Source organism: Prevotella sp. oral taxon 299 str. F0039, assembly GCF_000163055.2.
In the GTDB taxonomy this organism is placed as follows: domain Bacteria; phylum Bacteroidota; class Bacteroidia; order Bacteroidales; family Bacteroidaceae; genus Prevotella.
The window spans coordinates 406,893-421,215 of the sequence record NC_022111.1 but is presented as its reverse complement, the minus strand read 5'-3'; the positions used below and the strand labels follow the sequence as shown (position 1 = coordinate 421,215).

14 protein-coding genes are annotated in these 14,323 nt (G+C 35.7%); 10 read left to right on the top strand and 4 right to left on the bottom strand.

Going from position 1 to position 14,323, the window contains the following annotated elements; translation table 11 throughout:
- The first annotated feature begins 3 nt into the window (after window positions 1-3).
- The 9 genes from HMPREF0669_RS04615 (at window position 4) to HMPREF0669_RS04575 (ending at window position 9,339) form a co-directional block, all read left to right on the top strand.
- Entirely contained in the window at window positions 4-1,065 is a 1,062-nt protein-coding gene (locus HMPREF0669_RS04615) for a Wzz/FepE/Etk N-terminal domain-containing protein (RefSeq protein ID WP_020967175.1), read from the top strand.
- A gap of 7 nt (window positions 1,066-1,072) precedes the next feature.
- Complete coding sequence (locus HMPREF0669_RS04610) at window positions 1,073-1,990, top strand: hypothetical protein (RefSeq protein ID WP_009227357.1); 918 nt, start codon at window positions 1,073-1,075, stop codon at window positions 1,988-1,990.
- 2 nt (window positions 1,991-1,992) lie between these two features.
- Complete coding sequence (locus HMPREF0669_RS04605) at window positions 1,993-3,201, top strand: O-antigen polymerase (RefSeq protein WP_009227356.1); 1,209 nt, start codon at window positions 1,993-1,995, stop codon at window positions 3,199-3,201.
- Between the two features lie 16 nt (window positions 3,202-3,217).
- The gene (locus HMPREF0669_RS04600) at window positions 3,218-4,015 is read left to right on the top strand and encodes a glycosyltransferase family 2 protein (RefSeq protein ID WP_020967174.1); all 798 of its coding nucleotides are present in this window, start codon (window positions 3,218-3,220) and stop codon (window positions 4,013-4,015) included.
- On the top strand, window positions 4,015-5,490 hold the full coding sequence (locus tag HMPREF0669_RS04595; protein WP_009227354.1) for an oligosaccharide flippase family protein: 1,476 nt from the start codon (window positions 4,015-4,017) through the stop codon (window positions 5,488-5,490). The genes HMPREF0669_RS04600 and HMPREF0669_RS04595 overlap by 1 nt, the downstream gene beginning before the upstream one ends.
- A complete protein-coding gene (locus tag HMPREF0669_RS04590) occupies window positions 5,487-6,284 on the top strand; it encodes a family 6 glucosyltransferase (RefSeq protein ID WP_009227353.1) in 798 nt (265 codons plus the stop codon). Before HMPREF0669_RS04595 ends, HMPREF0669_RS04590 begins: the two co-directional genes overlap by 4 nt.
- Entirely contained in the window at window positions 6,266-7,144 is an 879-nt protein-coding gene (locus tag HMPREF0669_RS04585; RefSeq protein ID WP_009227352.1) for an alpha-1,2-fucosyltransferase, read from the top strand. Before HMPREF0669_RS04590 ends, HMPREF0669_RS04585 begins: the two co-directional genes overlap by 19 nt.
- A gap of 36 nt (window positions 7,145-7,180) precedes the next feature.
- A complete protein-coding gene (locus HMPREF0669_RS04580; protein WP_009227351.1) occupies window positions 7,181-8,050 on the top strand; it encodes a glycosyltransferase family 2 protein in 870 nt (289 codons plus the stop codon).
- A gap of 170 nt (window positions 8,051-8,220) precedes the next feature.
- On the top strand, window positions 8,221-9,339 hold the full coding sequence (locus HMPREF0669_RS04575) for a glycosyltransferase family 4 protein (protein WP_009227350.1): 1,119 nt from the start codon (window positions 8,221-8,223) through the stop codon (window positions 9,337-9,339).
- Window positions 9,340-9,536: 197 nt separating this feature from the next.
- On the opposite strand, the gene HMPREF0669_RS04570 is transcribed toward HMPREF0669_RS04575, so the two are convergent.
- Window positions 9,537-9,968 (bottom strand): lipocalin-like domain-containing protein, encoded by a 432-nt coding sequence (locus tag HMPREF0669_RS04570; RefSeq protein WP_009227349.1) that lies wholly within the window; start codon window positions 9,966-9,968, stop codon window positions 9,537-9,539.
- Complete coding sequence (locus HMPREF0669_RS04565; protein ID WP_009227348.1) at window positions 9,965-11,533, bottom strand: capsule assembly Wzi family protein; 1,569 nt, start codon at window positions 11,531-11,533, stop codon at window positions 9,965-9,967. The genes HMPREF0669_RS04570 and HMPREF0669_RS04565 overlap by 4 nt, the downstream gene beginning before the upstream one ends.
- A gap of 234 nt (window positions 11,534-11,767) precedes the next feature.
- Between HMPREF0669_RS04565 and HMPREF0669_RS04560 the strand changes: the two genes are divergently transcribed.
- The gene (locus HMPREF0669_RS04560) at window positions 11,768-12,649 is read left to right on the top strand and encodes a hypothetical protein (RefSeq protein ID WP_009227347.1); all 882 of its coding nucleotides are present in this window, start codon (window positions 11,768-11,770) and stop codon (window positions 12,647-12,649) included.
- Window positions 12,650-12,942: 293 nt separating this feature from the next.
- On the opposite strand, the gene udk is transcribed toward HMPREF0669_RS04560, so the two are convergent.
- Complete coding sequence (gene udk, locus HMPREF0669_RS04555) at window positions 12,943-13,563, bottom strand: uridine kinase (RefSeq protein ID WP_009227346.1); 621 nt, start codon at window positions 13,561-13,563, stop codon at window positions 12,943-12,945.
- Between the two features lie 45 nt (window positions 13,564-13,608).
- Entirely contained in the window at window positions 13,609-14,202 is a 594-nt protein-coding gene (locus HMPREF0669_RS04550; protein WP_009227345.1) for a uracil-DNA glycosylase family protein, read from the bottom strand.
- Between the last annotated feature and the right edge of the window lie 121 nt (window positions 14,203-14,323).

The window sequence follows — 14,323 nt, the reverse complement described above, 5'->3', positions numbered from 1 at the left end:
AAAATGACACAAGAAAGACCGAATCACAGGATTGGCATTGACCTTATTCGTTTTTTAAGAGTATTAAACCAAGACCGCAAACAAACACTTCTATACTGTTTTGTAGGTGCAATAATTGGTTTAAGTATTGCTTTTGGTAGTCCAAAAATCTATAAATCAAGCGTAATGTTAGCTCCTGAAGGTTCATCAAGTAACAACTTAACCTCAAATCTTTCATCACTTGCATCAATGGTAGGCATGAATATGAACCTAGGTAACATGAGTGATGCAATCTTTCCAGAAGTATATCCAGACTTAATGAAATCAAACCAATTCATTGTGGGGCTATTCAATATAAAAGTTAAATCAAAGGATGGAAAGATTAATATCTGCTATTATGATTATATAAAAAGTAAACAAACCACTCCATTTTGGATGAAGCCTATCAGCTGGATATTAAGTCGCCCAACAAAATCAGATAACAAAAAGATTGATCCCTTTATGCTAACAAAAGAACAATCTGATGTGGCTGGAGCTATCAGCAAAAACATACAATGTACAGTGGACAAAAAAACAAGTGTTATTTCAATAGAAGTTACAGCTGAAGATCCACTTATTGCAGCCACTATGGCAGATTCCATTAAAAGCAGATTGCAATTATTTATCACACGCTACAGAACAAATAAAGCACGCAGTGATGCAGAATATATGGAACGTTTATGCCGTGAGGCTAAAGAACAATACACTCGTTCACGACAACTTTACGGTTCATATGCTGATGCCAACCAAGATTTATTACTAGAATCCTTTAAATCCAAGCAAGCCGATCTTGAAAATGAGATGCAATTAAAATACAATATCTATACACAAGTAGCACAACAATTGCAACTTGCCAAAGCCAAAGTACAAGAAAAGACACCTGCTTTCACAGAGATTCAATCAGCTTCAGTCCCTATTAAACACAGTAACAAACCCAAAAGTTATACCTTATTTACCTTTATATTCTTTGCATTTATCACAAGATGTTTGGTATTATTATATCAAAAGAGACACGAATTGATTATTTTTCCCGAAAACAACAGATGAGAAAAAAATGAAAGAAATCACTCCCCAGAGCAGTTTTTCTGTTATCGAAGAATGTTGGAGACATCGCAAACTATATATTATAGGGCTTTCGATTGGTACGTTTATAGCTTTTACTGTATCTTTTTTAACTCCAAAAGAATATGCTTCGTTTGCCAAGCTTAGTGATGAACACATTGATAGCGATATCCTCATTGGCTTAGATGCTATGACAGCCCAACTCAGAAACATGGAACCTAAGGATTTAGGAACAAATTCTCCTATAGTATATGGAATGATTCTGCATTCCAAAGATTTCTTAAAGGCTCTGGCGAAGAGCAGAATCTATGATAAACGTTGTACCTATCAACAATATTTGGGCATAAAAGATATTAACGCTTGCATTGATGCCATCAAAACTAAAATTAAATATAAGATTGATGAAAAACGTTACATTATCACAATTCGTATGACAGACAGAAATCCATTGGTGGCAGCTCATCTAATGAATTCCATTCTCTCTTTACTTCACCATAAAATTTCTCAAAACAAAGGTATTATCATTCAAGCACAAGTCGACCAAACAAAGAAAGAGAAAGACAAAGCCTTAGAGATCTACCAAGATGCTCAAAAATGCTACGATACTTATTTCGATGCGCATTTTGAGACATCATTACCATCAGAAAAAAAGATGATTACATATCTGAACTCAGAAAAAATACGTACACAACTCTTATATAACAAGAAACAAGAACAATATAACAGAGCCTTGGCTCTGCAACAGAAACCTATTTATCCCTTTTCTATCTTGCAATCGCCTACAGTTGCAATAAAGCCGTTTCGTCCAAATGTCATCGTTTACATCGTAACAACAGACATTATATTATTTATTTTTCTCTCTTGGTTTATCCTAGGTAGAAAAACTTATCAACAATTTCTAAAGGGATAAAAATGGAAATTACAATTGTTATTCTACTCGCCATTATTCTAGTTGCATTCAAAGCATTCCACCTCGGTGACCTTTTTGCGCCTTGGTTTCTAACCACAGGTATTTGGTTTCTCATTCTTTTTCTTTTTCTCTTTGCTGGAAAAACACTCTATCCTATAAAAGATCAATTCTACAATTGTCTTTATCTATGGGTTCCTATTTTCTGTTTTTCATCGTTAATTACCTATTATGTCTTCCCGCAAAAGGAGGGAAATCGTATTAAAGATACCATAACTATAAATCACTCTTTATTTAATGGCTTACTCATTCTGCTTACTATTATCGCACCTTTGTACCTTTATAATATTTTAAAGATTGTTATGAGCTATAACATCGCTGACCTTTTATACAACATGCGCATCTATAATATTGAAGGAGAAAAAAACTTCGGTATACTGAACTACACCATTATAATTGGTCAAGTACTACTGGTTATAGGCTTATGGATGTATCCTAAAATTACAAAAACAGAACTCAGCATCATTATTCTGGCAAATCTTATTAATGCATTTGCCATCATGGGTAAAACTCCCATTCTATTCATAATTACTACTTTAGTCTTTGTTTTCTATGAAAAAGGATATATCAAAGCTCGCTCAATACTAATGTCTGCTATTCCTCTATTTACATTCTTTTTCATTTTTACCAATGCCCGAACCGAACAATCCAGCACTGTAGATAATAGTATGACACTTCTCGAATTTATGGGAATGTATGTACTTTCTCCACCTGTGGCATTCGGATACATCACAGAAAACACCAATACGCAATTTGGATTCAGCACATTTTCTGCATTTTATCATTTCCTTAACAACTGGGGTTTTGGTCCATTCGATATCAATCCAGGTATTCAAGAGTTTGTTTTTGTACCTGTTCCTACTAATGTTTACACCATTTTTCAACCTTTCTTTGAAGATTTCGGGTACAAAGGGGTGGCATTCTTCGCTTTCATCTACGGAACTATTACAGGTTTCCTTTATCGAATGAGCAACAATGGAAACAGCATTGCCAAGTGTATCTATACTTATTTCGTAACCAATCTCATTCTTCAATTCTTTCAAGAAAATATAATTTTGAGTATTATTGCAACCTTAGAGTTCATTGGACTCATCATAATTTGCACTCAAAATAGCATCTATTTTAAATGGGCAAGACATGATAAACAACCATAGAAAAATAGCCATTTTGATGGCAACATATAATGGAGAGAAGTTCATTGGTGAGCAATTAAACTCTCTTTTCGCCCAAACTTATACAGATTGGACGCTATTTGTGCGTGATGATGGTTCGAAAGATCATACAATAAGCATAATAGAAAGCTATCAAAAAAAACACCATAACATTGTTATCATTGATAACGAGGGACACAATCTCGGTCCTTTTATGAACTTTATGGCTCTCCTTCAAGAGGTAGATTCACCACTATACATGTTCATCGACCAAGATGACGTGTGGCTTCCAAATAAGATTGAGAATGAAATAGCAGCTTTTCGCTCATTAAATTGCGATGAAACAACGCCAGGAATGGTATTCACTAACCTTCAATTGGTAGACGAAAACTTAAATGTTTTGTCTACTTCTTTTTGGAAAAGTATCCATTTTTCGCCTCACATTTTCAACTCTTTTACCGAACAAGCATTCATTGGTTACATCACAGGTTGCACCATGTTATTTAACAAAAAGGCTAAAGAAATATCGTTTCCAGTAGCGAAATACGCCCCAATGCACGATTGGTGGGTGGCTATCTGTGTTTATAAAGCAAACGGAAAGGTGGGCTTTGTAGAAACGCCTCAAATGCTTTATCGCAAACATGACAATAATGTCACGGGCAACTTTGTAAACTCTCAAAAAGGAAAAAGCTTGTGTGTACGTTTTAAAGAAATGGCAACTCAATACCAACTAATGAGAAATTGCGGTGCTGTTAGCTCGTTTTACAATTACATTTGCTTAAAAAGCAAGATAAAAAACACAAGAAAGAATATTTAATGAGCAATGGTTATAAAAGTCTGTTAAAGGCAACAATAGTGATGAGTGGTGCGCAAATCATCGAAGCACTCATGTCAATCGTCCGAGCAAAGGTTATCGCTTTATTGCTTGGTCCTATTGGTATTGGGCTCAATTCTATCTTTTTAATCACACTCAACACCCTCTATCAGGTTACAAGTATGGGACTTCCACAGAGTGCTATTCGTGATATTGCACAGTCACAAAATAGCGAAAGCCCAATAGAACAGCAAAAAATAATCATCGCTTTTAAAACGCTTATCCGTTTATTAGCCATTATTGCGTTCTTATTTTGCATCTTTGCAGCTCCAGTTCTCAGTGACATTTCATTTGGAGTAGCCAATAATCACACCACAGATTTCATGATATTGTCTTTCGGAGCCTGCGCTATGCTGTTGTCATACGGCAACACTACGATTCTACAAGGAATGCAACGGCTAACCGCTTTGGCACAAACAACGATATTTGCAGCAATCAGTAGCGTAATAATAGCCATACCACTACTCTACTTTTTCAATCATAAAGGCGTCTCTTTAGCCATCTCGTGCGGTTTTATCATCACGTTTATCATCAACAGTTTATATGTAAAAAGGTTATCAATGAAGCGTATTCGCCTCTCTTGGATAGAGGTTTGGAGCATTGGTTCACCCATGATTAAACTGGGAATAATCATTATGTTCAGTTCGCTTTTAATAAACTTATTTACCTATTTCACCAACATTTTCATTCGAATCTTTGGTTCTATAGAAGATGTTGGATACTTTCAAGCGGCTTATTCCATTACAATGCGCAACTTTTCGATACTTGCTGCGACCTTAATAGCCGACTTTTATCCTCGACTTTCGAAGGCTCTTGACAATAAAAAGGAATTTAACAACATTGTATCTGAAGAGGCTGAGCTGCTTATTATACTTATTTCTATTGTCTCAGTCATACTCATTCTCTTCACAAAACCTATCTTATGGCTTTTGCTTTCGACTAAGTTCTATTCAATAGAGCTACTCACTCAGTGCATAACATTCTCGCTTTTGTTCCGCATTATGTGGGCCACTTTGTCGTATATTCCATTGGCTCATGGCGATAAAAAGATGTATTTAATATACGATGCGTTGTTGGGTAACGGCGGAAACTTTATCATTACCATTGCAGCCTACTATCTATTTGGACTTAATGGCATTGGCTTTGCCATGATCATTGGTAATCTTTTTGTATCTTTATTGCTCTATTTTGTATATAAAAAGCACTACGGAATGGAGTTTAACAACAGCTTTTGGAAGTTGCAAAGCATCTATATTGTGTTGTTAGGTCTATTTATGAGCACACTATTTATGCGTGATTCGTCATTATATTACGTTGCAAATATAATTTTATTGGCTATCTTTACATTCTTTAGTTATAGAGAACTAAACAATAGAATCTATATCAAACAATTTATAAAAAGCAAGTTTCACAAATGAAGATAGGTATTTTATACATCTGCACAGGTAAGTATTCCATCTTTTGGAAAGGCTTTTTTGATAGTTGTGAGCAGTTCTTTTTACCGCAAGTTGAAAAGAAATATTATGTATTTACGGATGCTTCTGACATTCAAAACACCAACAATATCAAAACATATTACAAGCAATCACAAGGTTTTCCCTTAGATACTCTATTGCGATTTGATATGTTTATTAAGGCAGAAGAAGATTCAAAAGAGTGCGATTACGTCTTTTTCTTCAACTCAAACATGGAGTTTAAGAAGGTAATTACACCCGATATGTTCCTTACAAGCATAGAAGAAAACGGCTTATTGGGAGTCTTACACCCTGGACATTACTACAAACACAACCCTATTTCGTTACCTTATGAAAAGCGAAAGCGTTCTACCGCCTACATAAAACACACGAAAGGAGAAAACTATAACTATTTTATGGGAGGCGTAAATGGCGGTACTCACGAGGCATTCTACCGTCTTTCACACATTTGTAGCGAAAATATTAAGAAAGACTTAGACCGCAATTGCATCGCAATTTATCACGATGAGTCGCACTTAAATCATTTTTTTCACAACAAGAAGATAAAGATTCTACCTCCTTCTTTTGGCTTTCCTGAAGGCAGTAATATTCCTTTTGAGCCTTATATCATCATTAGAAATAAGATAAAACATGGCGGAAAATATTTTGATAAACTACCCCAAACAGCATATATTCAACGCATTAAGCGCAGAATTAAAGAGCTATATAGAAATATTTTATGGATTCTCAACTTTTAAAACATATTAAACTATCAGGCGGTTTTGGTAATCAACTGTTTCAATACTTCTTTGGAGAGTATCTAAAAGAGAAGTATAACTGTTCTATTTCCTTTTTTTCTGAGCCTGCATTAGATATCAATCAACTACAAATACATCGTTTCTTCCCTACTCTACGCATATCTCATAATACCGAGTTAAGGCGTTTTCATTATGCTTTTACACAGCAATTGGCTTATAGATGTATGCGAAAGCTATTACTACTCTTTCCCTTTTTGAACAGAAAAGTAAAGATAGAGAATGGCTCTAACTATCAAAATCAATCGTTTAACGACACTTATTGCTTCGATGGTTACTGGCAATCTTATCGCTATTTAAGTGCTTTCACGCCCTCATTACAGTTCGAAGATCAGCTAATAAACGACATTTCTGCCGATTATATCAATGCTATTGAGCAGTCTGAAGCAGTATTTTTGCATATCAGAAGGGGTGATTATCTCAATAAAGAGAACCAAAAGGTATTTGCAGAATGCCCTCTAAATTACTTTGAAAACGCTGTAAATAAAATAAAGGAAGGTAACAAAACCTACCATTTCTTTGTTTTTTCAAACGACATCGAATGGGTTAAATGCCACTTAAAGCTCAATAATAACGAGGTAACCTTTATTCAAAACGAAGGCAGTAGCTGCGATTTAAAGGACTTTTATCTTATGACTCGTTGCAAACATGCAATCATTTCGAATAGTACTTTCAGCTGGTGGGCGGCTTACCTCATTAACAATAACGATAAAAAAGTGATTGCTCCCAAACGCTGGTACAATGATTTGAGCATGAATAATGCCACAAAAGACCTTATTCCACCAACGTGGATTCGATTATAATTGATAAAGAATATAACTTATATTAGAATAAATTCGATGATACAAGTAAGTATTGGAATTCCTTTTTACAATGCTCAAGACTTCTTAGAGCAAGTCATTTTATCTGTACTCAATCAAGATCACAAATCATTTGAATTGTTATTGATAGACGATGGCAGTACGGATAAGTCATTGGATATTGCCTATCACTTTCAAGATGAAAGGATAAAGGTTATTCATGATGGGCAAAATAAAGGACTTTCAGCACGCCTTAACGAACTTGTTGCCTTGTCGAAAGGAGAATATTTCGCTCGTATGGATGCTGATGATATCATGTTTCCACAACGAATATCACGACAATTGGCTTATTTACAACAACATAATGAGGTCGATGTAGTAGGCTGTAGTGCTGTAACAATTGACATAAGAAACAAAATTACGGGTATTATTTGCTATCCAGAGCACCCCAATAACATCACAAATGTAATTCAACACCAATGCTTTATTCACCCTTCTATCATGGCAAAGCGTTCTTGGTTTGTTCAAAATCCATACGATGAAGGAGGCATTCGCATGGAAGATTACAACTTATGGATGCGTACTTTCTCAAAATATCGCTTCTATAACATTGCAGAACCATTGCTTTTCTATCGTGTTTCGGGTCTTCCTTACCTCGATAAGTATTTATTATCGATGAAAGGAGAACGCAAAGAGCTGAGAAAGCACAAGCAAATCATTCCCAACTACCGTGTAGTTCTACTTAAAAACTACCTAAAATGCGTGCTATACTACTGCTTCTCGCATCTTCATTTACTTGATGTTCTACTTCGATTGCGCTCTAAGTCGATTCCCAACTCTAACGACCTCGAAGGCATTAAAAGTGCTTTAACAACGGCATTGCAACGCAATACACAGACAAAAGACTAACACTTTAAACGCACTTTTTGCATTTAAACAAGCATAAAGATAGAGTTTTCAAGACAAAACCAACAAGAACATATTATCTTTGCACTATAAATAAGGGTAAAAGTCATTGCTATTGCACCATAAACCCATATTTTCTCTACTGCAAAGAGAACACTTTAAAGTTATAAAAGATGAAGATATTGTTAGTTGCTAACGTAGGAAGAGGACACGTAAACAAGTTTCATATCCCAACAATACAATACTTACAGGCCCAAAATTGGCAGGTAGACGTTGCTTGTTCTGTTGATGAACCAATAGAAGCAGGTGACAATATCTATGCAATGTGTTGGAAACGTAGTCCTTTTACCTTTAAAACTATACAAGGAATCTTTCAATTAAAGAAGCTAATAGCAAAGAATAACTACGACATTATCTATTGTCATACCCCCGTTGGAGGCGTTATTTCACGCATAGCTGTGGCTCTTTTACGTGGCAAAAAGCCCCAAGTTGCCTACTTTGCACATGGACTTCATTTCTTTAAAGGGGCACCTTTGCTCAATTGGTTGTTATATTATCCAATAGAAAAGCTGATGTCTTATTTCACAAATCTATTCATAACAATCAATCCCGAAGACTATAATTTGGTTCAAAAGCATTTTAATCAAAAGATGAAAGTAGCCCTCATCAATGGTATTGGGGTTGATTTTAATAGATTAAAGATAGACAATCGTGACGCTATTCGTCAAGAATATAGAAATCAATTCAATATTCCTCAAGATGCTATTGCATTGATTTACGTTGCCGAAGTCTCTAAAAATAAAAACCAAGAGATGCTTATTCGACTTGTTCAGAATATGAATAAGCAAGGCAATTACAATATTTATCTTATCCTAGCAGGACCTTTAAACGAGAAAGGAGAATATATTAAGCTTGTTAATCAACTGGGAATTAAGGATAAAATACATTTTTTAGGCTGGCGAAAAGATATTGCCCAGCTAATGAATACCTCAGATATTTGCGTGGCATCAAGTATTCGGGAGGGTCTTCCCCTTAACCTAATAGAAGCTCAATATTGCCATTTACCCATCGTTGCAGTGAGCAATAGAGGTCATAACACAATTATAAAAGATGGTGAAAACGGCTTTATTGTGCCACTAAACGATTATAAAGCGATGCAAGAAAAGGTTGAGCTATTAATAAACGATAAAAATTTATACGATAAAATGGCGAATATTAATGTCGAAAAATATCAATCTTCGAACATTGTAAAAGAGCTATATCACCTTTTAAGTGACCTAAGAACATACTAAAAGTGCCCTCATTTCTTTGTTTTCAATATAAAACAAAGAAATAAAAAGCACTTTTATAGAAACATAATGGTAGCCTTATATAAAATAACTTTTAAACAAGTTTTATATCTAAACAGGATAAAGATATCAAGGAAACTAGGTGTTTTCTTGACAAAAGTATACAAATGAGAATCTGTCTTAAGCTCTTTTCATTACAGTTAGAACCTTTTGAAAGTTAAGCGCAATTCCTTTCCTTGCAAGATCATGATGTTTCCCTTTAATTTTTCTATAGCAAATGTTTCATCTAAATGATTAATTCCCATTAAAGAGGTTATTGAAGTGTCGATAATCTTAGGGTCTCCGTTTTCTCTATGGTTTGCATATGGGTCGTAAACCCTAAGTGTATTGTCTTTATTCTCAAATCTAAAGACAATTAAACCCGTTCCTCCTTCTTGCCTTGCAATCTGCAATAAGTGCATTTGCACAGACCAAAAATAACCCTTTTCACTAACATCTAGGTGCCCTTTTGTGGCTATTGTGTCGATAGTTGTTAAGTGCCAAAAGCCATCAAGCTTTCCATTTTTAGACGATTCTATCTCACATGAGACCATAATGAGCGACAAACAGAAGAATAATAGTATTTTTTTCATAATCCTAATATGCCTTTCTTAGATATTGTTAGTTGAACACCTGTGTTGTTACCGATATACTTTCCAAAGTCCATTGCATACGAACCTGTTATTAACCAGCATTTCTTTAGCTGGTAAGAAGCCTCTAACATGCAGTGAAAGCTTTCCTTTGGATGGACATAAGGATGATTATACGAGCCATAACCACGTCTATAAGTAGCTAAAAAACGATAGCTTAGGTTGTTGTATGGTGTTCCTTCTAATCCAATGTGATAAGCAACAAAACGATTGTCCTTTACTTCTGTTTCGCCACTCTTATTGTATTGCGGTGAAAGATATAAAGGATTGCCCATCACTTGTCCCCAATGTTGCCACGAAGAGTAAACAAGATGGTTGTAAAAGTCGTCTCGTCCTGCTATATGATCAGGTATATTAGGCGTTCTATCGTGGTAAATTGGTCCACTTTGGTATTTGGAATAGACATATTCGAACACGATATTACGGATCCAAGTTCCATATTTCAGTTGGAATTCAGCTCCTAATAGAAAGTCTTTAAAGTCGTATACGAACCAACGAGATTTAGTTCTTTGATTCCAAGCATCCCCTGTTCCATAGCCATTGTAGTCGATTTGTAACATAGCAGAATGGTCTTCGAAGAACTTATCGGCATAAATTGAAGCCTTCCAGATGTCTGTATCATAGTTAATACGAGCCAACCAACTACCTAAGTGGTTTCCTGTTACGTTCTTATACACGATGTCCGACTCTGTAACTTCGTGTCCTCCGGGGATAAAAGCGTGTATAAAATCTTTTAAACTTGTTCCTCCTTTATTAATAATAGGCTTTCCCGACGGATCAGCTCCATAAGAAGTACCCCCAAATTGAGCAGCCATTTCAAGTCCCATTTCGATAGATAGTGGTGCAAAAACATCTTCATTACCAATCTTTAAGAATCCTGCTTTACTGTTATAAAACACCTTTTCAGTATATTTAGATTGTTGCTTGGTAAATGTTTTCATCCATTGGTCATCTGTAAAACATCCAGCTGCAAGATGACCTTTAAGATGTAACCAACCATTGGCTATGGGAAGACGCCAATATTCGGGTAAACTTAATCGTACTTGAGGCACAGGTCGAGCATTAATACCTAGTGTTTGTGCTCCAGAACTTAAACGATTGTTTTTCAGTTCCATTGTTCGTTCTTTGCTTCCAATGGTCAATACGCCATGTAACCAACGCAATTCGGCAAATGCTTGTTGCACAATTAGTTTAGAAGAATAGTTCACGGGCAATGCAACATCAACACCATAGCCAAATCCCCAACGTCGAGCAGAATCATTTTCAACTGGTCTTATAAGCGAAGTTCGTAAGTAACCATTTGTCGTTTCTAATGAGCTTAAGCCATATTTGTTGGCATTGTGCCATAAAGGGGTGGCATTTTTAGAGAACGAACCTTGCATTTCTATTGTATACTCTATATCCTTAAAGGGTTGGGCAGGGATGCTTTTTTCTGCATCTACCCACGCTTGTGCAAAACTATTAATAGAGAATAAACAACAAAAAGATATGATAGAAGCTTTTTTCATTATTATATATAATATAGTTCAATAACGTAATTATAGCGGTTTTATTATATTATTTCAATAAAAATATTGAAATTGCACACCTCTTATCCTCTCCTTTTAATAAGTAATAGAATACCAGTCGAATGATAGAAGCATGTTTAGGGATATTCCTTATGATGTTAGGAGAAATCCTTTTTGATGCTATTTGTAAAGCGATATCTTTGCATCAACAATAATAATTTAAATGTTTAGCTTATGAAGAGATATATCATTACATTTTTATTGTTTGTGAGTTCAGTTGTAACAACACAGGCAATGAGTTATTTACAAGCACGGCAACACGCTTTGTTCTTGGCAGATAAGATGGCTTATGAGTTGAACTTAACCGTAGAACAATATGAGGCAGTGTATGAAATTAACCTTGATTATTTGATGAGAGTAGACTCATACAATGATATATATGGCATTTATTGGGAACGAAGAAATTTAGATTTGCAGTATATCTTATACAACTGGCAATATAGAGCCTTCTGTAATGCGTCTTATTTCTACCGTCCATTGTATTATAATGATGGCTACTGGCGTTTCTCTTTATATGTAAGATACCCACGAAGAGATTATTATTATTTCGGAGAACCTGATTTCTATACAACTTATAGAGGTGCTCATAGCTGGTATAACAATGGCAATCGTTCTTGGTATGACGGCAGAACATTTGGCAATGGCAGTTCTTCTCGTTCTATATATGGAATGAGAGACTACTTTGATAACGGCTCTTGGGTGAGTGGAAGCGCACAATATAGTCCAAGTAGACGCCGTTCTTACGACGATACTTACAATCAAAGTTCGTTTGGTGGACGTTCTTCTGGATACTATGATAATAGCTCTACAAGATCATTTGGCAATGGAAGAAGTCGCAATAGCTCACCTCGTCAAGACTCATTTGGTAACAATAGCTTTGGAAATGACGGTTTTGAACGTGGTAGTAACTTCACTGGTAGAGGAGCAACACGCAGTGAAAGTGCTCCATCAACTGGTAGTTTCGGAGATTTTTCTCGTTCTTCTTCAAATTTTGGAGGCAATAATAACCCATCAGGTACAACTGGATTCGGAGGAAATTCACCTTCAAGAAGATAATATAAAAGATAATAGTATAAGTAAGGTCTTTGCAAAAAGACACCCAAGGTTCGGTTCTTTCCTTCCTAAAAAGATCAATGAGTTATAATAGAAAGACTTATGAAATCTCTTAAATATATAAGAGCTCTTTCATAAGTCTTATTTTTTTGTATTTTAAAAGCACTGCTTTTACCATATAATAGTGATGCATTTACACTATAATAACATTGCTTTTGTAAGTGAAAAGCAATGCTTTTATCAATTAACCAAATTGCAGAGCTATTTTATGTTCTTTCTTATTAACTACAAGAAAGTTATGGAACAAGATGCTTAATATATGCACATACAATGCCAATACCTTTCTCGTTCTCACCACCTTGTGGTATAATGACGTCGGCATAACGCTTAGTTGGCTCGATAAACTGCTCGTGCATGGGTTTAAGAACTTCGATATAGCGATCCATAACCATTGTAACAGTGCGCCCACGATCTATGGTATCACGCTGAATGTTACGTATTAACCGCTCATCTGAGTCGCAATCAACGAATATCTTGAGGTCCATCATCTCACGAAGTTTCTTGTTTAGCAAGGTCATAATACCCTCTATGATAATCACAGGCTTTGGTTCTACGGTGATAGTTTCGCTCAATCGGTTACAAAGAATATACGAATAAGTGGGCTGTTCGATTGTTAGTCCATTGCGAAGATCATTCACTTGCTTTATAAGTAGTTTCCAATCGAATGCATCAGGGTGGTCGAAATTAATCGCACGACGCTCTTCTTCGGTCATTCCTGTTGTGTCGTTGTAATAAGAATCTAATGGAACTACGGCTACATGGTGCGGTGGAAGCGCTTCAACTATCTTGCGAACAACGGTTGATTTGCCTGAACCTGTTCCGCCTGCAATGCCTATAATGGTGATGTCTGATGTCATATCGTTCGTATTTTATGATTATATTCTATTTTTATATCATGTTCTTTATTGATTGTCGCATTCAAAAACATCGTTAAACATCTGTTTGTAGAACTCTGCTTTGCGTTCTATCTTCATGGGATATGCCCTCGAACTACTTGGCATTCGATAGAGTTTCATCTCTTTGTTATTAAAAGTAAAAGTCACAAAGCAACCCACTTTGGGCTTTTCTTTAATGCCAAACTGTTGCATCAGCACTTCTGTTGCCTTCTCACCAGTGGTTACAATGGCGGTGCATTGTGGTATCTTATCGAGTAATGCTGCAACATCTGTTGTTTCAACCACCTCTAAATCTTTGTCGGCAGCTGTGCCTTTGGTTCTTATTATCGCTGTTGCAGTGTCGAATAATGCTATTCCTTTGTCGGTTAGAAACGATATAAGCTTGTCTACATAAAAGCTTTTTTGCTCGTGAAAAACAAAGTGTTCTTTGTCGTTAAAGAAGATAAAGCCCACAATTCGCCACATATCATTGATGTAATTAGGATAATAAAAGGGCATAGTCCATCTGTGTTCGGCAGGTGGAAAACTACCTAACATCAACAATTTAGCGTTCTTTGGCAAGAAAGGTTCAAAGGGATGACGTTCTATTTCGCCTGTCATTGGGGTCGAACTACTGTTTCTTTGGGGTTTGTTAGAATTGATATTCTTTTCTTTTTTTTGTGCTGTCATAAAGAAAGAAACAAAGAGTTGGGTGGTGATAATAAAGAACTCTCCCATCTCT

Excerpts from the sequence above, each read along its gene's own strand:
- HMPREF0669_RS04610 (WP_009227357.1), top strand. The coding sequence starts at position 1,073 with ATGAAAGAAATCACTCCCCAGAGCAGTTTTTCTGTTATCGAAGAATGT.
- HMPREF0669_RS04580 (WP_009227351.1), top strand. The coding sequence starts at position 7,181 with ATGATACAAGTAAGTATTGGAATTCCTTTTTACAATGCTCAAGACTTC.
- HMPREF0669_RS04565 (WP_009227348.1), bottom strand. The coding sequence starts at position 11,533 with ATGAAAAAAGCTTCTATCATATCTTTTTGTTGTTTATTCTCTATTAAT.
- HMPREF0669_RS04585 (WP_009227352.1), top strand. The coding sequence starts at position 6,266 with ATGGATTCTCAACTTTTAAAACATATTAAACTATCAGGCGGTTTTGGT.
- HMPREF0669_RS04605 (WP_009227356.1), top strand. The coding sequence starts at position 1,993 with ATGGAAATTACAATTGTTATTCTACTCGCCATTATTCTAGTTGCATTC.
- HMPREF0669_RS04615 (WP_020967175.1), top strand. The coding sequence starts at position 4 with ATGACACAAGAAAGACCGAATCACAGGATTGGCATTGACCTTATTCGT.
- HMPREF0669_RS04570 (WP_009227349.1), bottom strand. The coding sequence starts at position 9,968 with ATGAAAAAAATACTATTATTCTTCTGTTTGTCGCTCATTATGGTCTCA.
- HMPREF0669_RS04595 (WP_009227354.1), top strand. The coding sequence starts at position 4,015 with ATGAGCAATGGTTATAAAAGTCTGTTAAAGGCAACAATAGTGATGAGT.
- HMPREF0669_RS04560 (WP_009227347.1), top strand. The coding sequence starts at position 11,768 with ATGAAGAGATATATCATTACATTTTTATTGTTTGTGAGTTCAGTTGTA.
- HMPREF0669_RS04550 (WP_009227345.1), bottom strand. The coding sequence starts at position 14,202 with ATGACAGGCGAAATAGAACGTCATCCCTTTGAACCTTTCTTGCCAAAG.
- HMPREF0669_RS04590 (WP_009227353.1), top strand. The coding sequence starts at position 5,487 with ATGAAGATAGGTATTTTATACATCTGCACAGGTAAGTATTCCATCTTT.
- HMPREF0669_RS04575 (WP_009227350.1), top strand. The coding sequence starts at position 8,221 with ATGAAGATATTGTTAGTTGCTAACGTAGGAAGAGGACACGTAAACAAG.
- HMPREF0669_RS04600 (WP_020967174.1), top strand. The coding sequence starts at position 3,218 with ATGGCAACATATAATGGAGAGAAGTTCATTGGTGAGCAATTAAACTCT.
- udk (WP_009227346.1), bottom strand. The coding sequence starts at position 13,563 with ATGACATCAGACATCACCATTATAGGCATTGCAGGCGGAACAGGTTCA.